The organism is Actinoplanes ianthinogenes, from assembly GCF_018324205.1.
GTDB lineage: Bacteria > Actinomycetota > Actinomycetes > Mycobacteriales > Micromonosporaceae > Actinoplanes > Actinoplanes ianthinogenes.
On sequence record NZ_AP023356.1, the window covers coordinates 8,982,302 to 9,003,261 of the forward strand.

20 protein-coding genes and 2 pseudogenes are annotated in these 20,960 nt (G+C 71.3%); 4 read left to right on the top strand and 18 right to left on the bottom strand.

The annotated features are described in order from the left end of the window. Positions 1 to 49 precede the first annotated feature (49 nt). Positions 50 to 967, top strand: a pseudogene (locus Aiant_RS40625) (Ppx/GppA family phosphatase); the annotation flags it as partial. A 44-nt stretch (positions 968 to 1,011) separates the two neighbouring features. Here Aiant_RS40625 and pabB read toward each other — a convergent pair. From pabB to Aiant_RS40670, 9 genes are all read right to left on the bottom strand, one after another. Further along, on the bottom strand, positions 1,012 to 2,424 hold the full coding sequence (gene pabB / locus Aiant_RS40630; RefSeq protein ID WP_212846732.1) for an aminodeoxychorismate synthase component I: 1,413 nt from the start codon (positions 2,422 to 2,424) through the stop codon (positions 1,012 to 1,014). Between the two features lie 5 nt (positions 2,425 to 2,429). Further along, on the bottom strand, positions 2,430 to 3,008 hold the full coding sequence (locus Aiant_RS40635) for an anthranilate synthase component II (protein ID WP_189329966.1): 579 nt from the start codon (positions 3,006 to 3,008) through the stop codon (positions 2,430 to 2,432). An 11-nt stretch (positions 3,009 to 3,019) separates the two neighbouring features. Continuing rightward, on the bottom strand, positions 3,020 to 3,139 hold the full coding sequence (locus Aiant_RS46250; RefSeq protein ID WP_229829958.1) for an SDR family oxidoreductase: 120 nt from the start codon (positions 3,137 to 3,139) through the stop codon (positions 3,020 to 3,022). 442 nt (positions 3,140 to 3,581) lie between these two features. Continuing rightward, the gene (locus tag Aiant_RS40645; protein ID WP_189329967.1) at positions 3,582 to 4,517 is read right to left on the bottom strand and encodes a helix-turn-helix transcriptional regulator; all 936 of its coding nucleotides are present in this window, start codon (positions 4,515 to 4,517) and stop codon (positions 3,582 to 3,584) included. After that, positions 4,448 to 5,518 (bottom strand): AraC family transcriptional regulator, encoded by a 1,071-nt coding sequence (locus Aiant_RS46780; RefSeq protein WP_189329968.1) that lies wholly within the window; start codon positions 5,516 to 5,518, stop codon positions 4,448 to 4,450. Before Aiant_RS46780 ends, Aiant_RS40645 begins: the two co-directional genes overlap by 70 nt. 295 nt (positions 5,519 to 5,813) lie before the next feature. After that, positions 5,814 to 7,415 (bottom strand): cellulase family glycosylhydrolase, encoded by a 1,602-nt coding sequence (locus tag Aiant_RS40655; protein ID WP_189329969.1) that lies wholly within the window; start codon positions 7,413 to 7,415, stop codon positions 5,814 to 5,816. Positions 7,416 to 7,538: 123 nt separating this feature from the next. Beyond that, entirely contained in the window at positions 7,539 to 8,153 is a 615-nt protein-coding gene (locus Aiant_RS40660) for a DivIVA domain-containing protein (protein WP_189329970.1), read from the bottom strand. 71 nt (positions 8,154 to 8,224) lie between these two features. Continuing rightward, complete coding sequence (locus Aiant_RS40665) at positions 8,225 to 8,998, bottom strand: AbfB domain-containing protein (protein WP_212846733.1); 774 nt, start codon at positions 8,996 to 8,998, stop codon at positions 8,225 to 8,227. Positions 8,999 to 9,221: 223 nt separating this feature from the next. Then, on the bottom strand, positions 9,222 to 9,896 hold the full coding sequence (locus Aiant_RS40670) for a DivIVA domain-containing protein (protein WP_189329971.1): 675 nt from the start codon (positions 9,894 to 9,896) through the stop codon (positions 9,222 to 9,224). Positions 9,897 to 10,433: 537 nt separating this feature from the next. On the opposite strand from Aiant_RS40670, the gene Aiant_RS40675 reads away from it, so the two are divergent. Then, a complete protein-coding gene (locus Aiant_RS40675) occupies positions 10,434 to 10,967 on the top strand; it encodes a VHL beta domain-containing protein (protein ID WP_189329972.1) in 534 nt (177 codons plus the stop codon). Positions 10,968 to 11,614: 647 nt separating this feature from the next. Here Aiant_RS40675 and larC read toward each other — a convergent pair. The 5 genes and pseudogenes from larC to Aiant_RS46265 form a co-directional block, all read right to left on the bottom strand. Then, positions 11,615 to 13,084, bottom strand: a complete 1,470-nt coding sequence (gene larC / locus Aiant_RS40680; protein ID WP_229829960.1) for a nickel pincer cofactor biosynthesis protein LarC — start codon at positions 13,082 to 13,084, stop codon at positions 11,615 to 11,617. After that, positions 13,081 to 13,746: a nickel pincer cofactor biosynthesis protein LarB gene (gene larB, locus Aiant_RS40685; RefSeq protein ID WP_189329973.1), complete on the bottom strand. Its 666-nt coding sequence runs from the start codon at positions 13,744 to 13,746 to the stop codon at positions 13,081 to 13,083. The genes larC and larB overlap by 4 nt, the downstream gene beginning before the upstream one ends. Beyond that, positions 13,743 to 14,576 (bottom strand): ATP-dependent sacrificial sulfur transferase LarE, encoded by an 834-nt coding sequence (larE, locus tag Aiant_RS40690; RefSeq protein ID WP_189329974.1) that lies wholly within the window; start codon positions 14,574 to 14,576, stop codon positions 13,743 to 13,745. Before larE ends, larB begins: the two co-directional genes overlap by 4 nt. Positions 14,577 to 14,644: 68 nt before the next feature. Next, positions 14,645 to 14,866 carry a hypothetical protein gene (locus Aiant_RS46260; protein ID WP_245006638.1) on the bottom strand — a complete coding sequence of 74 codons (222 nt, stop codon included), beginning with the start codon at positions 14,864 to 14,866 and terminating at the stop codon, positions 14,645 to 14,647. Between the two features lie 509 nt (positions 14,867 to 15,375). Next, positions 15,376 to 15,867: pseudogene (locus Aiant_RS46265) on the bottom strand (lactate racemase domain-containing protein); the annotation flags it as partial. Between the two features lie 78 nt (positions 15,868 to 15,945). On the opposite strand from Aiant_RS46265, the gene Aiant_RS40700 reads away from it, so the two are divergent. Continuing rightward, the gene (locus Aiant_RS40700) at positions 15,946 to 16,770 is read left to right on the top strand and encodes an ATP-grasp domain-containing protein (protein WP_189329976.1); all 825 of its coding nucleotides are present in this window, start codon (positions 15,946 to 15,948) and stop codon (positions 16,768 to 16,770) included. A 15-nt stretch (positions 16,771 to 16,785) separates the two neighbouring features. Here the strand turns inward: Aiant_RS40700 and Aiant_RS40705 are convergent, their stop codons facing one another. Continuing rightward, entirely contained in the window at positions 16,786 to 17,496 is a 711-nt protein-coding gene (locus Aiant_RS40705) for an SDR family oxidoreductase (RefSeq protein ID WP_189329977.1), read from the bottom strand. Between the two features lie 58 nt (positions 17,497 to 17,554). Between Aiant_RS40705 and Aiant_RS40710 the strand changes: the two genes are divergently transcribed. After that, on the top strand, positions 17,555 to 17,917 hold the full coding sequence (locus tag Aiant_RS40710) for a MerR family transcriptional regulator (protein WP_189329978.1): 363 nt from the start codon (positions 17,555 to 17,557) through the stop codon (positions 17,915 to 17,917). Positions 17,918 to 17,973: 56 nt separating this feature from the next. On the opposite strand, the gene Aiant_RS40715 is transcribed toward Aiant_RS40710, so the two are convergent. From Aiant_RS40715 to Aiant_RS40725, 3 genes are all read right to left on the bottom strand, one after another. Next, on the bottom strand, positions 17,974 to 18,645 hold the full coding sequence (locus tag Aiant_RS40715) for a dienelactone hydrolase family protein (protein WP_189329979.1): 672 nt from the start codon (positions 18,643 to 18,645) through the stop codon (positions 17,974 to 17,976). 115 nt (positions 18,646 to 18,760) lie between these two features. Next, complete coding sequence (locus tag Aiant_RS46785) at positions 18,761 to 19,300, bottom strand: DUF4262 domain-containing protein (protein WP_212846735.1); 540 nt, start codon at positions 19,298 to 19,300, stop codon at positions 18,761 to 18,763. Positions 19,301 to 19,390: 90 nt separating this feature from the next. Further along, the gene (locus tag Aiant_RS40725) at positions 19,391 to 20,842 is read right to left on the bottom strand and encodes a PepSY-associated TM helix domain-containing protein (protein WP_189329980.1); all 1,452 of its coding nucleotides are present in this window, start codon (positions 20,840 to 20,842) and stop codon (positions 19,391 to 19,393) included. Positions 20,843 to 20,960: the final 118 nt, after the last annotated feature.

A 20,960-nucleotide genomic window follows, 5' to 3' on the forward strand; every position in this document is an offset into this window, starting at 1 on the left:
CGGCCCGCGCCCGGGTGGCCCTTCCCGGCCAGGGCGTTAACGTCGAGACATGCGGCTCGGTGTGCTGGATGTCGGATCGAACACCGTGCATCTGCTGGTCGTCGACGCGCACCGCGGCGGCCACCCCGATCCGATGTGCTCGGAGAAGACGCAGTTGCGGCTCGCCGAGCACCTGGAGGCGGGGCGGCTGACCACCGCGGGAGCCGACCGGCTGGTGCGAGCGGTGAAGCGGGCGAAAGCGGCCGCGACGATCGCCGGCTGCGAGGAGTTGCTCGCCTTCGCGACCTCGGCGCTGCGCGACGCGACCAACGCGGCGGCCGTGCTGACCCGGGTGCGCACCGAGACCGGCATCGACCTGGAGGTGCTCTCCGGCGAGGACGAGGCCCGGTACACGTTCCTCGCCGTCCGCCGCTGGCACGGCTGGTCGGCCGGCCGGCTGCTGGTGCTCGACATCGGCGGCGGTTCCCTGGAGCTGGCGGCCGGCCGCGACGAGGATCCTGACGTGGCGCTGTCGCTGCCGCTCGGCGCCGGGCGGCTCACCCGGCAGCGGCTGCCCGGCGACCCACCCGCGCGCCGCGACGTCGAGGCGCTCGCCGCCGACCTCGACGAGGCCCTCGCACCGATCGCCCGCCAATTGGGCGAGGCCGGGCCGCACGACCTGGCCGTGGGCACGTCGAAGACGTTCCGTTCGCTGGCCCGGCTCGCCGACACCAGCCCGTCCGGCACCGGGACGCGCCCGCGGCGCGTGCTCACCGAGGCCGGGCTGCGTCAGCTGTTCGGCTTCATCAGCCGGATGGCCTCGCCCGACCTGGCCGCCCTCGACGGGGTCAGCCCCGGCCGCGCCCACCAGCTGGTGGCGGGCGCGCTGGTGGCCGGGGCCGCGATGCGGGCGCTGGACGTCAGCGAGCTGCACATCTGCCCCTGGGCGCTGCGCGAGGGCGTGATCCTGCACCGGCTGGACACCCTCGGCGTACCCGCGGCGTCGCAGCGGCCGTGGCCCCTGACCGACCGTTACCCGCACCGCGCCGCGGTCAGCAGGTGGTCCGCGGGCTGACCGGCCTGGAACGCGCCCACCGGGTTCTCCGCGTGCAGGGCGTTCAGCAGCGTGCGCCCCTTGTGCAGCGTCTCCTCGTACTCGCTCGCGGCGTCCGAGTCGTACACGATGCCGCCGCCCACGGAGAAGACCGCGGCGCCGCCGGTGAACGTCGCCGTCCGGATCGCGATCGACAGGTCCATCGAGCCGTCGAACCCGAGGTAGCCGATGCTGCCGGTGTAGACGTGCCGGCGGACCGGTTCCAGCTCGTCGATCACCTCCATCGCCCGGATCTTGGGGCAGCCGGTGATCGAGCCGCCGGGGAAGGCCGCCCGGAGCAGATCGACGGCATCCCGCCCCGGCGCGAGCGACCCGGTCACGGTCGACACGAGGTGGTGGACGTTCTGGTACGTCTCCAGACGCTTGTGGTCGAGCACGCGTACCGAGCCGGGCCGGCACACCTTGCCGATGTCGTTGCGGAGCAGGTCGACGATCATCGACAGCTCGGCGTCCTCCTTGGTGCTCTCCCGCAGCTCGGTCCGCAGCGCGTCGTCCTCGGCCGGGGTCCGCCCGCGGGGCCGGGTGCCCTTGATCGGCCGGGTCTCCACCGTGCCGTTCCGGAGCTCGAGGAATCGTTCCGGGGAGGTCGAGACGATCTGGTGGTCGCCCGCGTTGACGTAGGCGAAGAACGGCGCCGGGTTCTCCGCGAACATGCTGGCGAAGCAGTCGAACGGATCACCGGCGAACGGCGCCCGGAAACGCTGCGACATGTTCACCTGGTAGACGTCACCCTCGACGATGTACCGCCGGATCGCCGCGACGGCGGACAGGTACTCGTCGCGGGAGAAGGCCGACACCGCCTGGCCGGTGGCCTCCGGCTCCCACTCGCGGGGTGCCGCCGGAGCACGCAGCGCCTGCTTGAACCACGCCACCGGGGTGTCCTCGCCGTCCACCTGCATCGCACGGAGCGTCGTCGTCCCGGTGACCCGGTCCTGGACGAGGATGATCGTCGGAGCCACCAGGTGCATCAGGGGCAGCCCGAGGTCGTCGACGCTCGTTCCCGGCAGCTGCTCCAGGCAGTCCTTCAAGTCGTACGCGAGGTAACCGAACAGCCCGCCGCCCAGCGGCGTCGCGCCCTGCCGCAGCACCCGTTGCAGCGCGGTGAACGGATCCTCCTCCAGGTCGAACCGCCGGCCGCCGTCGGTGACCGTGGTCCGGGTCCGCTGCCCGCTCAGCGACAACCATGGACGTACGCCCAGCAGATGGAACCGCGCGCAGTCGAGCGTCCCCCCGCTGAGCAGCGCCACCGTCCCCGCCTCGTGGGCGAAACGGCGCACCACGTCGACGAACGGCTCGGTCAGCTCGACGGCCTCGGTGTGCACCCCGGTCACCCGCCTCACGACAGCGGCCCGGTACGCAGGAAATTGTCGATCATCGTGGCTCCATGCTCGGTGAGGAAGCTCTCGGGGTGGAACTGGACGCCGAACAGCGGGTGCCGGAGGTGCTGGACGCCCATCACCACGCCGTCGTCCGAGCGGGCGGTGACCCGCAGGTCGCCGCTGATCCCGGTGATGGCCAGCGAGTGGTAGCGCGCCACCGTGACCGGCGCGGGAACCCCCGCGAACAGCCCCGACCCGTCGTGGTACACCGGGCTCGTCTTGCCGTGCATCGGGACCGGCGCGTGCACGGTACGCCCGCCGAACGCCTCGTTGATGCACTGCATGCCCAGGCAGACGCCCAGGATCGGGAACGTCCCGTGGTAGCGGCGGATCAGCTCGGTCGAGATCCCGGCCGCGCCCGGGCTCTTGGGCCCGGGGCTGATCAGCACGTAGTCGGGCCGCTCGGGCGCGACGTCGCCGACCGGGATCTGGTCGGCCCGGACCACCGAGATCTCCAGGTCGTGGACCTGGAACATCTGCACGAGGTTGAAGGTGAAGGAGTCGTAGTTGTCGATGACCAGGAGCTTGGGACGCATGCGGTGAACCTCTACAACGTGGTGAAGCCGCCGTCGACCGGCAGGTGGGTGCCGGTCATGAAGCGGGACAGGCCGCTGACCGGGAAGGCCACGGCGCCGGCCATGTCCTCGGGCACCCCGCTGCGGCGCATCGGGCTGCGGGCCGCGATCGGAGCCGGTTCGCTGCACGTCGCCGCGGTTTTCCAGCAGCGCCCGGCGGTTCATCTTGCCGTTCGGCAGCAGGGGCATCGCGTCGAGGCGGACGAACGTGTCCGGCGCCATATGGACGGGCAGCCGGTCCTGGAGGAACGCGCGCAGCTCCGCCACCGGCACGGGCCGCTCCGGCAGGCCGATGGGGGATCCGCACGCCCTTCGGCATACCGGTGGACCCGGAGGTGTACATGACGTAGGCGAGCGACTCCGGGCGTACCGAAATCGGGTCTGCTTCTTGTTCTTCGATCTCCTCAAGCCGCCTCCGGCGCCCGCCGCACCCGCGCGTCGAGCCGTTCGGCGAAAGACCGCAAATCAACTTCGGTTTCCGGTACGCGATCAGCACGCGCCAGCAGCGCGGCCACGTCGGAGTCGTGGGTGCGGTCAGTCGCGTCGCAGGGTGTGGGAAGGGGTGACGCCGTAAGCGGCGCGGTAGGTGGCGGCGAAGCGGCTGTGGTCGTGGAAGCCCCGGGTCGCGGCGATCGCGCTGACGGTGGTGGTGCCGGGCTGGGCGTTACGGAGGTCTTGGTGGGCGGCGGCCAGCCGGACGCGTCGCAGGTAGGCCATCGGGGTGGTGTCCAGATGGCGGCGGAATGCCAGCTGCACGGTGCGGATCGTGACGTGACAGGCCGCGGCGATGTCGGCGGCGCTGAGGTCGCGGTGGCAGTTGTCGTCGATGAACGCGACCGCGCGGCGCAGGGTCGCGGGGTGGGCGTCGTGCCGGTCCTCGATGGTCGGGTCGGTGAGCACGTTGTTGGGGAAGACGGTCAGGGCGGTGGCGGCCAGCAGCCGGGCCAGGCTGCCGGTGAGCAGCGGCACCGTGTCCGGGGGCAGGTCCGCGACCGTCCTCGTGACGTAGTCGTGGGTGTCGGTCCAGCGGCGCGCGGCGGCCGGGGGCACCGGCCGGCAGTCGGTGAATCGCAGGGCCGGCCCGCTGCGCGGCGGGCCGTCGGCGACCTGGGCGAGCAGGGCCGGGTCCAGGTAGGCGAGCTCCATGTCGAGGCCGTCGAGGGTGCTGCGCCAGTCGCGGTCGGGTGGCATGGCGACCAGCACGTCGCCGGGCCCGGTGGTGGACCCCGGCTCGCCGGTGGTCCAGGAGGCGGTGCCCGCGCGCACCCGCCCGATCGGGATGGTCCCGAGGGGGATGCCCTGCGCGGTGAACCGCATCCCGAAGGTCAACCGGCCCAGCATGACCTGAGGATCGAGGCCGGTCGTGACGATGCGCAGGGAGACCGCGGGGCCGCTCACGTTCAGCCACATGCGGGCGTAGAGGTTCGTGAGCACCTGTTCGGCGGCCTCGGCGTCGCGGGTCTCATACACGTCCGTGTGCACCATGGGCACCCCTGTTCAAGCGCGTAGCGTGTGGCTGGGCGGCTGCCGTAGGCGGTGTGGTAGGTGGTGGCGAATCGGCTGGGGGTGGTAAAGCCCCATTTGCGGGCGATGGTGGTGACGGTGTCGCCGCGGGTGGGGTCGGCGGCTTGCAGGTCGTGGTGGGCGTGCTCGAGGCGTACCTGGCGCAGGTAGCCGGTGGGGGTGGTGTCGCGGTGGCGGGCGAACGCGGCCTGCAGGCCGCGGACGCCGATGCCGGCGGCCGTGGCGATGTCCTCGACGGTGATCGGCCGGGCGGCGTGCGCGTCGATGTAGGCGATCGCCCGGCGTACCACGGCGGGTGGTGCCTGGCCGGGGCCGGGCGTGTAGTCCAGGGTCATGGTGGTGTTCGGGAACACGCTCAGCGCCGCGGCCGCCGCGGTGTCCATCGCCGCGGCCAGCAGCAGCGCAGGCACCGTGATCTGCGGGCCGGACAGCAGCCGGGTGAGGTAGGCGACGGTGGCCAGCCACTGCCGGCCGGCGGCCGGCGACACGGCCGTCATCGCCTCGAACCGCAAGTCCGGTGCCGGCACACCGGCGCGTTCGGCGCCCCGGCTCACCGCCGCGATCGGGAACCGGGCCACCTGGAAGGTCATCCGGTCCATCAGCAGCCGCAACCTGACGTGGGCCGGGTAGAGCAGGGAGTCACCGCGGACCACGCGGGCATGCCGGCGCCCGGCGGTCACGTCGAACCGGCCGTCCAGCACGCTGACGATCAGCATGGTCGTGAACGGTTCCGCCACGTTGGCCATGGTCGCGGCATAGGTGATCTGATCGACGGTCAGCAGCCCGGCGCTTGCCGACTGGGATCGGAACACGAACCTGTCGGCGCCGTTCACCACGCGGGACCGGTATTCGACGTAGCGCCGACGCTGTATCTCGTGCACCTCGCCCGGGTCGATCGAGCGCAACACGGCCCGCTCGACGGGCACCAGCGCTGGTGTGGGCGTCATGACGACCCCCTCGGGGCACCGCCCGGCAGCCGCCGCGGGATCGTGCGGGGTGTGACGGTGCGTTTTGCGAACGCTATACCGCACGCCGCGAACATCGGAAGAGAACAGCATGCCGGTTACGCCGACCCGGTGACCGCGCACCTGCCCGGTCGCTCGCCGGCAAGCCGCTCATCGATCCGGCTCCGACGCGGACGGTTCCGGCCCGGGCGCCTGGAGGAGGCGGCCCGGCCGGCCGGTTGGGGGACCCAGCACACCGAGGTCGAGTTCCGGGTCCCCCGGGACGAGCTGACCCAGGTCAGCTGCAAGCGGCGCCGTTGAGTGTGAAGCCGGTCGGGGCGGCCGCGTTGCCGGTGTGGCTCGCCTGGTATCCGATGCCGGCCGAGCCACCCGGCGCGAGGGTGCCGTTGTAGCTGACGTTGGTCGCGGTGACCCTGCCGCCGGCCGGTGAGTAGGTGGCGTTCCAGCCCGAGACGATGCTCTGCCCGGATGCCAGGGTGAAGGTCAGCGTCCAGCCGTTGACGGCGGTGGCGCCGGTGTTGGTGATGGTGACGGTCGTGGTCAGCCCGGTGTTCCACGCGTTGACCGCACTGGTCACCCGGCAGCTCGCGGTGCCGCCGGGACCGGTCGACGGGGACGTGGAGGGTGACGCGGACGGCGAGGTGGACGGTGACGTCGTCGGTGAGCTGGACGGCTGGCTGCCGCCGGCAGCGGTCATGATGGCGTCGATGATGCCCTGCTGGGTCACCGTGGCGGAGCCGCGGTCGAACAGGCCGAAACCGTGCTGGCCGTTGTAGCCGTTGTCCCAGTACGCGGTGGCCGCGCCGTACTTCTTCGCGGCGGACACCAGGGCGCGGGCGTAGTCCGCGCGGTACCTGTTGCTGGCCGAGTCGTACGCCGTCTTGTCGATCGAGCCGTACTCACCGACGAGGACCGGGTATCCGCGTGCGATGAAGGTGTCGCGGACCTTCTTCAGCTGGCCGTCCAGGTAGTCCTCCTGTCCCCAGGTCGACTTCTTCGCGGCGTTGGTCGCGTTCGGGCCCCACTGGGTGACGGCGCCGTCCTCCTGGCCGGTGAAGTCCCACGGGTCGTAGTAGTGGACGGAGATCATGATTCGCTGTTCGGTGCTGGGGACCGACGACGCTCGATACCGGTCGGTCGGCAGCGTGAACCCGTAGTTGCCGACGGTGTAGTCGATGTTGGTGTTCCAGCCGGGGACGAGCAGCCAGCGGGAGGCGTTGGTGCCGCCGGTCTGGCGTACGGTGTCGACGAAGATCTGGTTGTAGGCGTTGATGTTCGAGTAACACGGCTGGGTCGGGTTGCCGTACTGGCCGTCGAACTCCTCGTTCATCGACTCGAGGATGAGGTGGTCGTTGTAGTTCGCGAACTTGGTCGCGACCTGCTGCCACACCTTCTGATACTTCGCCTTGACGGTGGTCTGGTCGGCCGCGTCGCAGATCAGCCAGGAGCCGCCGACGGACTTGTAGCCGTCGCCGTGCATGTTGACCACGACGTACAGGCCCTGGTTGTACGCGTAGTTCACGACCTCCTGGATCCGGTTCAGCCAGGCGGCGTCCACCGTGTAGTTCGGGCCGGCTCCGATCTTGCCGAGGTAGGAGACCGGGATCCGGATCGTCTTGAAGCCCGACGCCTTCACCTTGTTGATCAATGCCTGCGTGATGACCGGGTTGCCCCAGGCCGTCTCGCTGGGGATGCCGTTGTTGCTCGCCTCCAGCTGGTTGCCGAGATTCCAGCCGGCGCCCATGTCGGTCACCAGCTGAGCGGCGGTCAGCTGGGTGGTGACTTCGGCCGACGCCGAGGTCACGCCGTACGCCGCTCCGGTGACGGCCAGGGCGGCGGCCAGCAGTGCGAACCGGGCCTTTCTTGGTCGCGAGCTCATCGATGGTCCTCCGTGGTTCTCGGGCGCGAGCGCCGGCTCACGCTGGGAGCGCGGGGGAGAGCCGGATCGCGGGGTCAGTTCGGGAGCGCTCCCATCATCACGGCTCATCGATGTTTTGTCACCTCACGAACGGGCCGGGCCAGGCGGCTGGAGCAGGCCGAGCAGCCGCTGGCTGACCTGGTCGTACAGCTTCTTCTTGAGCGTCGCCGCGGCCGCCTCCAGGCGATCGATGTCCTCCAGCGTGGCGGCACGCAAGGCGGCGAGGCTGTTCATCGCCTCCCGGTGCCGGTGGCGGGCGTCGCTGTCGATGGTCGATGCCTTGATCGCCGCCTCGCTGGTCAGCCGGTCCGCTTCGGCGCGGGCCGCGGTCATCAGTTCCTCGGCCGCACGCTCGGCGTCGCGCAGGTGTTCGTCCGCGGTGCGCCGGGCCATCGCGGCCATCCCGGCGGCCTCCGCGGCCGGGTGGGGGACCAGCTCCGCCCGGGCGCGGTCCAACTCGATCCGAAGGTGCCGGGCGTGCTGCTCCGCCGCCGCGTGCTCGCTCTCCAGACTGCGCAGCCGCCGGGTGAGGGCGGCGAGGCGCGGCTCCAGGGTGCCGCTGGCGTACCGCAGCTGTCGCCGCAGGCTCTTGTTCTGCATGGCCAGTTCGGTGAAGGTCTGCTGGATCGCGTCCAGGAAGTCATCGACCTGAGTCTCGTCGTAGCCGCGCTTGCCCAGCGGAGGCCGGCGGAACGCCATGTCACGGACGTCCGATGGGGTGAGGGGCACGTGGGTTCCCGTTTCTCTCGCCCGCAACGCGGGTCTGGATCTCACAGCGGGGCAAGCACCTGGAACACGGTCGCTTGCTGAACCGGGGTTTGCTCGAGCCGGATGCGGCCGGCGGCCACCACCAGGTAACGGTCGGGGTAGTTGACCGACCGCAGTGCTGTTCCGCCGTTCACCGCCACCGGGCAGAAGGTGGCATCCCGATCGAAAAGAGCCGTTCCGGAAGCCTGGTCCAGGCGCAGTGCGAAGTCGCGGTGCCGCAGGAAGAAGCCCGGGAAGTTGTCCGACTCGAACGACACGCAGCCGGGGTCCGCCCGTCCCGCCCTGACGACGAACCTGGTGTCCATCCGGTCCGTCAGGCTGCTCGCCGCCGTGATGGCGTCGACGCGGGCGACGAAATCCCGATGCCGGAGCCGGTATCCGGGCATGGCCGGCAGGCCGAGCCCGACCGTGGTGCCGATGGCGAGGCCGATGGGTGTGCCCTGAGGCGCGGGCGTCGCGGAACTCCGGGTGGGGGCGACGGCGTGGCGGGTCGGGGATCCGTGGTGCGTGCCGGCCCCGGCCTGGTTCGTTCGAGGCGCGGTCAGTCGCGGCCGGGAAGCGAGGGGAGTGGTGCTGGGCGCCGGCTCGATCGACACCGGTGCCGATACCACCGGCAGTGCCCAGGTCAGCGGGGGAGCCGGCGGGTTGGGTAGGGACCGCGAGTCGGTCAGCAGCACCGTCGCCATGGTGGCGTAACCCAGCACGCCGAACACGGACGTCGCGGCGAGCACCAGCAGCGGCCGGCCTGGTCTTTCGGGACCCCTGGTCTCCGGCATTGCTGATGACTCCTGACGAACGACGCAGCGCGCGCCGGCGCTGGTGCGCGACGCGAGTCCGCGTACGGGGGGATCGTGTTGAAAGGTGTGCGAACGTTCAAGATCGTGTGGTGAAGGGAGTGAACGCGGCGGAAAACAATTTGTCAAGTCAAGTATCTCGTAGGTTTATTGCCATTACTTCGCGCACGAAGAAATCCTCTGTGGACTGTCGTGCCGCCGCGCCTCAGTCCGGCAGGTGCTCCACGCTGCCCGGAGCGGTGATGATCCGGGGGACCTTCCGCGACATCTGCTCGTGCAGCGCATGGCGGAGGGCGTCCACCCGTCCGCTGAGTCGCGCGATCTCCTCCAGCGTGGCGGCTCGCTCACCGGAGAGCCTGCCGATCGCCTGGTGATGGCGTGCGCGGGCGTCGCTGTCGATGGTCGAGGCCAGCAGGTGCGCCTCGCTGACGATCTTCTCCGCTGTGCCGCGGGCCGTGCTCAGCAGCGCTTGCGCGTCCCGCTCGGCGTCGCGGATGTAAGAGTCGGCGAATCGCTGCGCCATGGTGACGAACGGCCCGGTTGCCGGCGCCGCCGCTGCTGTGGCGTGGTCCAGCGCCAGCCGGACCTCACGAGTGTGCTGCTCGCTTCGCGTCAGCTCCACGGTGAGCCGTGCGAGCTGTTCCTCGAGATCCCCGACCGTGGGAACGGGCTCGTGCAGCTGCTCGCGCATCCTCCGGTTCTCCGCCTGCAAGCGCGCGAACTCCGCCTCCGCCACGGTCAGGAATGCGTCGACCTCGTCGCCGTCGTAACTGCGCCGGCGTGAGGTCGAAGGGCTGAAGACCGCGTGCCGAAAATGCCACTCACTAAATGAAGCTTTCTTTTCTTTGTCGCTGTTGCCATTGTCACTCCTCAGCTTCACCGTGGCGGCTCCCAGCTCGTATGCGGAATGGTCGTCAGGTCCCTGGGCGGTGCCTGCACCAGGGATTTCGACAGGGCATACGTGGTGCATCCCGCTTCGGATCAAGGACGTCGCCGGCGCAAGCGCCGCAACATCAAGCATTGTTTCGCGGCCAGGAATGCGGTCAGCCGGCGTCGGATTGAATCGATTAAAAGGTACGTTGAAGCCCCTTCTGCTCAGGCGGTGACAATCCATTATCCGGCGTTGACGGTGTCGTCATTCGTGTGCCTTAATGCGAAGTCCCTTCCCCCGAGACACCGGCCCGAGGTTCCCATTGTTCGAGTACGCGTCGTGACTCCCGTCGACGATTCAGTGCCTGAGCCCGGCCTGCGTATCGGCCGATGGTTGCCCGACCTGCCCGACCTGCCCGACACGACGCCAGACGCCGTGGCGCGGCACCGGGCCGATCCGGCCGCCCCCGCTCACCGCGAACCGGTCTCCGCCCGGGAGCCGCGAGGTGAATGCCGGCCGGCCAGGCACGGGCGCCGGACTCTCCGGGTGTCGCGACGGCGACTGTTCGCCGCGGGCAGCATCAGCCTCGCCGTCGCCCTGACCTCGGCGGTGCTGGTGCGGCCGGGCACCCGTTCGACCGCGTCTCGCGCCGATGCCGCACTCCCCGCTCCGGCCGGAGTGGACCGGAGTCCCGCCGGCACGGCCCCCGCGTCCTCGGCCACCACCCGCCGGTCGGAGCAGTCGCCTCACACGTCCTCGTCACCGACCGCCGGCACCCGGCCCTCCCCGGCCGGTGCTCCGCGGGTCGTCGTCGTCCCCGCTCAGCGAGAGGGACAGGTGAAGTCACTCGCCGACGATCGCAGCACCGAGATCCAGTTCGTCAACGACCGGCGCGAACCCGTCGTCATCTACTGGCTCGACTATCGCGGCGCGCGACGACGTTATGCGGTCCTCCACAGCGGAGGCACACGTCAGCAGCCGACCTTCGTCAGCCACCCGTGGGTGATCACCGACCTGGCCGGCCGCGCCCTGACGATCTTCCTGCCCGCGAGCCGGCCCGCCCGGGCGACGATCACGTGAGGGACGCGGACGCTGCCACCCGCGATGGCGGCCGGTGCCTGCCGCGATCCGCCGGCCGTCCGGGAAGACGATCTCAGCTGTCGCCCCCGGCGGAATCTCCGCGTCGCTGACCAGCCCGTCGCCACAGCCCCTGCGGACTGTCGAGGGTTTCCGGTCCGCCGACCACTCTCCAGCTGGCCCTGGTGGCCCTATCCGAGCCCGGGACAGGGCCGTGGGCGCCAGCCCGACAACCGCAGCTGGCTCTGGTGGCCCTATCCGGGCCCGGTACGGGGCCGTGGGCGCCAGCCCGACGATCGCAGCTGGCCCTGGTGGCCCTATCCGAGCCTGGTACAGGGCCGTGGGTGCCAGCCCGTCGATCGCAGCTGGCCCTGGTGGCCCTATCCGTGCCGGGTACAGGGCGGTGGGCGCCAGCCCGACGATCGCAGCTGGCTCTGGTGGCCCTATCCGAGCCCGGGACAGGGCCGTGGACGCCAGCCCGACAACCACAGCTGGCCCTGCGGGGCCTGATCGGGCCGAGGACCGCCGGCCTGACGACGGCATCCGGCGAGCCCCTGGGAACCTGACCGGCCACCTCAGACTCCACGCCACCGGACTTGGCCGGCGGATCTCGCTGGCCCGTGCGGTTCGTCGGCTTGGGGTGGTCGGGCTCAGTTCGTCGGCTTGCGGCGGCCGGGCACCAGGCCGGCGGCGGCTGCGGCCGACAGCGCCTCCTGAAGCACCACCCGCTCCGGGCGGCCGAGACGGCGGGCCAGGGCCGCGACCTCCTCGAACTCGGGCATGACCTGCACGATCCTGCCCTCGTGGCAGCCGATCTTGAAACTGACCCGGACGCCGTCAACGGTGACCGGCACGAATTGGCGGTCGAGCGGGGTCTTGCGCCGCGGGGACTCCCGGACGCCCAGTGTGCTGGTGTGCTCGAAGACGAACGTGCGCAGCGCTGGGGCGCGGTCCGGGGCGCACAGCACGCTCAGGGTGTGTGCCGGGCGGCCCTTCTTCATCAGGATCGGTACCAGCCAGGCATCGTCGGCGCCGAGCTCCAGGAGGCCGGTCAGCACGCCCGGCCACAGCCGCGGGTCGAGGTCGTCGACGTTTGCCTCCAGCAGCAGGGCGTCCTGGGTGGTCGTGGCCCGGGCGGCGCCGATCAGTACCCGGACGACGTTGGCGCGGTCCGGCCGGTCGCGCCCACCCGCGCCGACCCCGACCGCGTGGAGCGTCGTCGGTGGCAGATCCTCGCAGGTGGCGGCCAGGCTCCGGATCAGCGCCATGCCGGTCGGGGTGGCCAGCTCGCCGGGGCCGCCCGCGAGCACCGTCCAGCCGAGCGCGAGTTCGGTGACGGCCGGGACCGGGACCGGGAGCCGGCCGTGCGCGCCCCGGGTGTGGCCGGAACCGACGGCCACCGGGCTCGCCGAGACCGAGGTGATTCCCAGGTCGTGCAGGGCGGCGCAGACTCCCACCACGTCGGCGATCGCGTCGAGGGCGCCGACCTCATGGAAGTGCACGTCCTCGGCGGCTACGCCGTGCACCCGGGCCTCCGCTGCGGCGAGCCGGGCGAACACCGCGCTCGCCTGATCACGAACGGACACCGGCAGGCCGGCGTCGTCAAGCATCGTGCGGATCGACGCCCAGGTGCGGTGCGGCGGGTCGTCGGCCTGAACCCGCACGTGCGCCTTACGGGCGCGCAGCCCGGCCCGGGTGACCTCGCCGGTGGTGATCAGGACCGAGCCCGGCACCACCGCGTCAACGGCGGCCTGCACCGCGGTCAGGTCGGCCCCGGCGTCCAGCAGCGCACCGAGCAGCATGTCACCGGCGACCCCAGCCGACGCATCGATCCAGGCATGCCGGCCGCTCACATCGGCGTGGCTGCTCATGCCTGCGTGGCTGCTCGCGTCGGTCCGGCTGCTCGCGTCGGCTCGGTCGTTCGCTTCGGCGTGGTCGTTCGCGTCGGCTCGGTCATTCGCGTCGGTCTGGCTGTTCGCGTCGGCTCGGTCGTTCGCGTCGGTCTGGCTGTTCGCGTCGGCTCGGTCGTCCACGTCGGCCCGGCCGCTCGCGTCGGTCTGGCTGCTCGCGTCGGTCTGGCTGCTCGCGTCGGCTCGGCTGTTTGCGTCGGTCTGGCTCATGCCGGCACGGCTGCGATCTGGGCGGCCAGATGGCCGGCGCCGTAACCGTTGTCGATGTTGACCACCGCCACGCCCGGGGCGCACGCGTTCAGCATCGACAGCAGCGGGGCCAGGCCACCGAACGCGGCCCCGTAACCCACCGACGTCGGCAGGGCCACGACCGGTGCCTCGATCAGCCCGGCGACCACGCTGGGCAGCGCACCGTCCATCCCGGCCGCGACCACCACGACGCGGGCGCGCCGCAGCAGATCCAGGTGGCCGAGGATGCGGTGCAGCCCGGCCACTCCCACGTCGGCGATCAGCTGCGTCCGGCGACCCAGGTAGCGGGCGGTCAGCTCGGCTTCGCGGGCGACGGGCAGGTCCGAAGTGCCGGCGGCGGCGACCACGACGAGACCGCCGGTCGGCGCGGGCGGGTCTGGCGGCCAGGCCAGCAGTCCGGCGCCGGCGTCGTGGTGCGCGTCCGGCAGTTCGGTCCGGACCGCGGCGGCGTGCTCGGCGCCGGCCCGGGTGAACAGGGTGGTCACGTCCGGGCGGGAACGCACCGTCGCGGCGATTCCGGCGACCTGCGCGGGCGTCTTGCCGGCGCAGAACACCGCCTCCGGATAGCCGCGGCGGGCCGCCCGGCCCAGGTCGAGGTCGGCGTACGGGAACTGGTCGGTCACGCGCGTGCCTCGACCAGCGGCAGGGTGAACGCGCCGGACTGGATGCCGGCGGCGTCGAACGCGGCGAACCGGAACCCGGCGTCCAGCATCGCGGCGTGCACCGCCTCGCGGACCGGTGAACTGACCGCGCGCGGCAGTTCCTCCGGGAGCAGTTCGATCCGGGCGACGTCGCCGTGGTGGCGTACGCGAAAGTCTGTGAAGCCCAGCTCGCGCAGGGCCGCCTCGGCCCGCTCGATCTGCGCCAGCCGTCGCGGGGTCACCTCGACGAAATGCGGGATCCGGGATGCCAGGCAGGGCGCGGCGGGTTTGTCGGCGACCGGCAGGGCACACGCGCGGGCGAGCCGCCGGACGTCGGCCTTGCCGAGCCCGAGATCGGCCAGTGGCCGCAGCACGCGATGCTCGGTCGCGGCCCGCGAACCGGGACGGTCCGGCCGGCGGGCGTCGTCGGCGTTCTCCCCGTAGGCCACGGCGCTCACCCGGTGCGCGGCCAGGTCGTCGCCGATGCGGGTGAATAGCTCGTCCTTGCAGTGGTAGCACCGGTCCGGGCCGTTGCGCCGGTACTCGGACCGCTCGCCCTCGTGCGTGACCACCTCGACCACCGGCACGCCGATGTGCCGGGCCACCCGGTGCGCGGCGGCGCGTTCGGCCTCCGGCAGGCTCGCGGACACCCCGAGCACGGCGAGCACCCGGTCCGGGCCGAGCGCCTGGGTCGCCAGGGCGAGCAGCAGCGAGGAGTCGACACCGCCCGAGAACGCCACCGCGAGGCGATCGATTCCGGTCAGCAGCTTGCCGAGCTCGGTCACCACCTCGTCGACCGTCATGCCGTCCATCGTGTTCTCCCTTCACCGGCGGGCTACAGCTCATCGCAGGACGACAGCCGTCGCAAGCGCTCGACCGGTCACCGCAGGCGGAACAGGACCTCGCCGGCCTGGGAGACCACGAAGGAGTCCGCGGCCAGCGCCTCCAGGTCGATGGTCGCCGGATCGAGGTAGTCGAGGTTCGCCGCCCGGACCACCGGCTCGGGAATGCCGGTGGCCAGGGTGACGGTGACCCGCGGCCGCTCGCCGCCGACCGGATCCCAGGTCCCGGCCCCGCGCAGGTGCGTGGAGTGCGCGAGCACCCCCAGTGCTGGTCCTGGAACCGGTCCCACTGCTTCACGAAGTAGTCCCGGCAGTGATACCCGATCTGCTCGATCTCCGGGTGCATCGCGGAGATGCGCGTGATGTGCGGCGCGTAGATGATCACCTGCCCGCCGTCGGCGACGATCGGCTCCACCTTGTAGAACCCCTTCGCCCCGGTCCACATGTCGTCGTACTTCGCGGGGATGATGGACAGGACCCGGCGTACCGGCGCGTCCAAATACTCGACGTGGGTCCGCGCGGAGACATCCGCGCACGCCGCCCACGCCGCCTCCGGCTCACCGAACGACATCGCGTGCAGGTCCCCGGACCCCGACTTGACCACCAGGCACAGCGCGAGACGCCGCGACGGGATCATCCCCGCCGCCTCGTCGATCAGCGCCCGGACCGGGGTGATCCCGCGGGTCCCGATGATCTCGGCGCTGCTGATCAGTGCCCCGAGCCAGTGCGAGAAGTCGATGATCTCCTGGCCGGCGATGCCGGGGAAGAAGTACTTGTTCCCGCCGGAGAAGCCGACCACCTCGTGCGGGAAGACCGGCCCGACCACCAGGCAGACGTCATGCTCGACCACCGCGCGGTTCAGTGTGACGTCGATCGGCTGTTTCATCCGCCCCTCGGACAGCTCCGCCACCCGGTCGGCGGAGATCCGCCCGAGCGACACCAGCGTCTCGGGCAGCCACCACTCGTGGTTGCGGATCTCGAACCCCGGATACGGCCCGCCCAGGTGCTTCGCCAGCTGCGCCGCGGACATCGGAGCGTGCGTGCCCAGCGCGATCAGCACGGTCACCGCCGCCGCCCGTCCGTGCAGCGCCTCGTGCACCGCGCTCAGCAGCAGCGGCAGCGGGCAGCTGCGGGTGGCGTCCGGAACGATCACACACACCCGGCGCCCGTCGAGGTCCTCGGCCGCCAGGCGGGCCAGCACGAACGCGCGGATGGCGGCCGGGTCGAGCACGTGCCCGGCGCCGCCGATCAGATCAGTCATGTCTGGCAGCCTGCGCCCGCGACCCGCCGGGCGGCAACCGCACCGCCGGACCGGTGAGCGCTGTGTGAGGATCAGGCGGTGACTCCTGCTCGGCCGCGCGTGCTCTACGTCAGCGACCTGGCCTACGACGCCCGTGGACGCCGGTACTGCGACGAGGACATCTACCTGACCTCCCGGCTGCGCGCGCGGTTCGACCTGGCGGTCTGTCACCCGCTGGACGCCCGCGCCCTGATGGCCGATTTCGATCTGGTGGTCGTGCGCAACAGCGGTCCGGTGCTCAACTACCGGGCCGAGTACGACGCGTTCCGCGCGGCCGCCGCCGCGACGGGTGCGCGGGTCTACACCGAGCTGACCGGCAAGGGGGACATGGCCGGCAAGCAGTACCTGATCGACCTGTTCGCCGGCGGGTACCCGGTGATCCCCACCGTCGACCGGCTCGCGGACGCCGGGCGGCTGCCGGAGACCAGCAGGTACGTGACGAAGCCGAAGTTCGGCGCGGACTCGGCCGGTCTGCTGATCGTCGACCGGGCCGAGCTGCCCGGGCTCGACTACACGGACCTGCTGGTCCAGCCGTTCATCGACTTCGAGTACGAGGTGTCCTTCTACTACGTCGACCACGATTTCCAGTACGCCCTGCACGCGCCCCGGCCGGACCGGCGCTGGGACGTCGAACCGTACGAGCCCGACGAGGCCGACCTGGCCTTCGCGCGGCGCTTCATCGACTGGAACGACATCACTCACGGCATCCAGCGGGTGGACGCCTGCCGGACTCGCGAGGGCGCTCTGCTGCTCGTGGAACTGGAGGACCTCAATCCGTACCTGTCCCTGGACCGCGTCGCCCCCGCCTGCCGCGACCGATTTGTCGAAGCGATGACGAAGGCGCTGCTGAGGTCCGTCTCCTAGATGGAGGCCGGCGCGTCAGCCGAAGAGGGCGGCGGGGATGTCGGCGTAGAAGAGCGCGGGATCTCCGGAGAGGGCGGCCTTGACGTTGGCGGTGGGCGCGTCGGCGATCACTTCCAGCTTGCCCGCTTCCAGGCCGTCCAGGGCCGCGGTGACCACCTGGATCGGCGGCAGTTTGGGAATGTCGTAGCCGGCCATCATGTCGGTGTCGGCGATGGCCAGGGCCAGGGCGGTGACCTGCGTCTTCTGGTCGGCCAGCTCCAGCCGGATGCCGTTGGTCAGGGACCACTCCGCGGCCTTGGAGGCGGCGTAGCCGTTGCTGGACGGGGCGAAGACGTACCAGCTCAGTGCCGAGATGACGTTGAGGATGGCGCCACCGGCGAGCCGCGGGGCGAAGGCGCGGGTGACATTGAGCGTGCCCCAGAAGTTGGTGTCGAACTCACGGCGGATGTTGTCCGTGTCGGGACCCAGCAGCGGGGCGTTCGTCGAGATGCCGGCGTTGTTGACGAGGATGTCGAGGTCGCCCACCTGCGCCGCCGCGGCCGCGATGGAGGCCGGGTCGGTGATGTCCAGCCGCAGCGGGACGACGCCGGGGACGTCGATCAGGTCGGGCCGGCGGGCGGTGGCGTAGACCGTACTGGCGCCGCGAGCGAGGAGAGCCTCGGCGAAGGCCTTGCCGAGGCCGCGGTTGGCGCCGGTTACGAGTGCTTTTGCTCCGTTGATCTGCATACCGCTACGCTAAGACCTCACGTTGACGTCAGAGGCAAGTGTTGCGAGGTGGATCACTGTGCGGATCGGGGATCTGGCCACCAAGGCGCAGGTGAGCGTGCGGGCGCTGCGGTATTACGAGGAGCAGGGACTGCTGGCCTCGACGCGTAGTGAGAGCGGGCAGCGGCTCTACCGGGACTCGGCGGTCGGCCGGGTGCGGCTGATCCAGCAGCTGTACGGCGCGGGGCTGTCCAGCAAGACGATCGCGGAGCTCCTGCCGTGCGTGGACGCCAAGGTCAGCACGCCGGAGTCGCGGAAACTGCTGGTGGCCGAGCGGGACCGGATCGACACGCAGATCGCCGAGCTGACGCTGGCCCGGGACCGGCTCAACGACATCATCGACGCGACGTCGAGGCCGAACCCGCAGTGTGATTACGTGTGATGGACACGCCCGCCGGGGCGGGCGTGTCCATCCTCGGCGAGTGGCCGAGCCGGCGGTCAGCTCCCGACGTGCTCGTGCAGGAAGGCGACGGCCCGGGACCAGGCCAGCTTCGCGGCCTCCGGGTCGTGGGTGCCGATCAGGTTCTCGTCGTTGAGGAAGGCGTGGCCGGCCTCGTAGACGTGCAGCTCCGCATTCTTCAGCCGGCCGAACAGGTCGCGGACGGCGTCCAGCGGGATCCGGTCCTTGGTCGCGTAATGGCCCTGCACCGCGCCGCGGATGCGGGACGCGACTTCGTCGGGGTTCTGCGGGAAGCCGTAGAACGGGACGGCGGCCGAGACCTGCTCCGGGCGGTCGGCGGCGAGCTGGAGGACGAAACCGCCGCCCATGCAGAAGCCGATCACGCCGACCGTGCTGCTGGTGACCGCCTCCTGGGCGAGCAGGAAGTCGACCGCGCCGGCGAGGTCCTTGGCCGCGCGGTCGGCGGGCATCTCGGTCATCAGCTGCTGGGCCTCGGCGGCGTCGTGGGTGGTCGCACCGCCGTACAGGTCGGGGGCGAGCGCGACGAAACCCTCGGCGGCCAGACGCCGGGTGATGTCGGCGATGTGGTCGGTGAGGCCCCACCACTCCTGGATGACGATCACGCCCGGACCGGTGCCCGCCTCGGGGAGCTGAAGGTAACCGTGCGCCTGTCCGCCGTTGCTGGGGAAGGTGACATTTTGTACGGACATGTGCTCTCCTGACCCGTGGTTGATCTTTTGAGACATTACCGGGTGCCGTCCCGACAACGGCGGCGACGTCGACGGCCCGGCCGGCGGGGGGACGCGGGCCGAGATCGTCGCGGAGCTAAAGGTCCTGCGTCCAGACGCCCTGCGGGTGCTCCTCGGGGAGTCGCCAGAGTTGTGGTTGGCGGTGCTCCAGGGCCGGGTCGGCGTCGGGCTCCCCGACGAAGTGGCCGTCCCGGTCCGGCCAGACGACCTGGAGGAACGGCACCGGCGGGCGGCGGTAGAAGCCCATGGCGCGGCCGAAGAAAGCTCGGTACCAGCGCTGGTCGATGGGCTTGAGATGCACCGGGTGCCGCTCGATCACCTCATGGTGGACCTGATCGGCGCCGAGCGTGCCGGCCCGCGCCGCGAGGTTGTTGAGACAGGCCTTCATCGCGTTGACGTCGAGGCCGAACATGGCGAGTTCGGCCGTGCCGTGGCTGTGCCAGAGCCCGATGGTGTAGGCCCAGCCCGGTCCCTGGGCGTCCTCGGGAATCATCGTGACGCCCCAGCCGTACCGGCGGATGTTGTCGATGGCGCGGGCGTCGAGCGCGTCCTGCTGATCGCGATCGCCGTAGTCGCGGCACATGATGCAGCGGCATCGCGGTGGGGCTTCGCTCACGCCGATGAGCGTATGGCAGCAACGCGTGGCGGCCGAGCGGGCCCGCGTCGCATGCCGGAACAAGCCGTTGCGACGCGGGGCCCGGCCGGGTCAGCTGCCGGCGGGCGCGGGCGACACCGGGGTCGCGGGGCGGCGGCGGAAGGTGCCGATCAGGAAGTCCAGGACCAGGAAGGCCAGCAGCGGGATGCCGAACAGCGGCAGGAACCAGCCGAGGGCGAACAGGGCCGGCAGCCCGGCCGCGATCGTCCAGGCCGGCAGCCCGGTCCACCACGAGCCGCGGGCGGGCGGCGCGCCGGCCAGGGCGCGACGGTCAGCGCGGGTCGGGCGGCGCTGCCACCACATGCGATAACCCCAGATGATCACGCAGATCAGGCCGAGGGCCAGGGCGGCCAGGACGATCTGGTTGGCCAGGCCGAACAGGTTGCCCATGTGGGCGTAGATGCCCCACTGGGTGAGCTTGGCGAGCAGCGGCCAGTCGGCGAAGTCGATCCGCTCGACGATCGTGCCGTTCGCGTCGACGGCGACGCTGTCCCGGCCGACCGGCCAGAGGCTGTCGTTGCCGGTGACGCTCCAAGCGGTGTTCGCGTCGGCCGGGACGCTGATCGACACCGGTCCGGTCAGTCCGGCGTCGCGGGCGCTCCGGTACACGGTGGTGATCGCGGCCGGGTCGACGGCGGCGGCGTCCGAGCCGCCCATCGCCATGCCGCCGTGGTGAGCGCCGCCGGTGCTCGCCGCCGCGGCGCCGGTCAGGTCGGTCGAGACCGACGGGCGGCCGGCGCCGAGCGAGTCGATGAACGCGCTGAAGTTCTCGCCGGCATGGGTCGACCAGGTCAGGCCGGTCGCGGAGAGGAAGAGCAGGCCGGCGGTGAGCCACATGCCGGTGGCGGCGTGCCAGCCGCGGGTGCGGCGCACGCCCTTCTTGGCGGACAGGTCGGGGGCGAGCAGGCGGCGGGCGGTGCGGTTGCCGCGCAGGCGCCGCCACCAGAGGAGCACGCCGCCGAGCGCGATCACCCACAGCCAGCTGGCGGCCAGCTCCGAGTAGAGCGCTCCGGTGTCGCCCAGATGCAGGTTGGCGTGCAGGTTGTCCAGCCACTCGGTGAGCGGGGTGGCGGTCCACCAGGTGGTGAGCCGGCCGGTGACCGTGCCGGTGAACGGGTCGACGTAGACCGTGTGCTGGTGGTCGGCGTCCAGTGCCGGGTCGCTGAAGTCGACCTGCGTGGTGGTGTCGTCGTGCCCTGGGCGTACCGAAAGCAGGTCTCCGGAAGGGTTCGCGGCCCGGGCCGCGGCAACCTGCTCAGCCAGGGGCAACGCCGCGGTTCCGGGGTTGGCGACGGTCAGTTCGGTGCTGTAGACGGCCCGCTCGATCTGCGGGGCGAACGCGTAGAGGATGCCGGTCGTGGCGGCGACCAGCAGGAACGGGGCGACCAGGAGGCCGGCGTAGAAGTGCAGGCGCAGCAGCAGCGCGCCGAACGCGGACTGCTGTCGTGGGGTGCGGACCGGCGGCGTAACGACCGGTTCGGTGACGTCGGGGGAGATGGCCATCGGCTGTCCTCGTCGAGGTGTCGGCGGCGCGCGAAGGGGTGCGCCGGCATCCGGGAGTTGCAGTCGACGCACCGGCGTCCCGAGGCGTCGCAGCGGTAGTCGCCGGCGGGATGCGGAT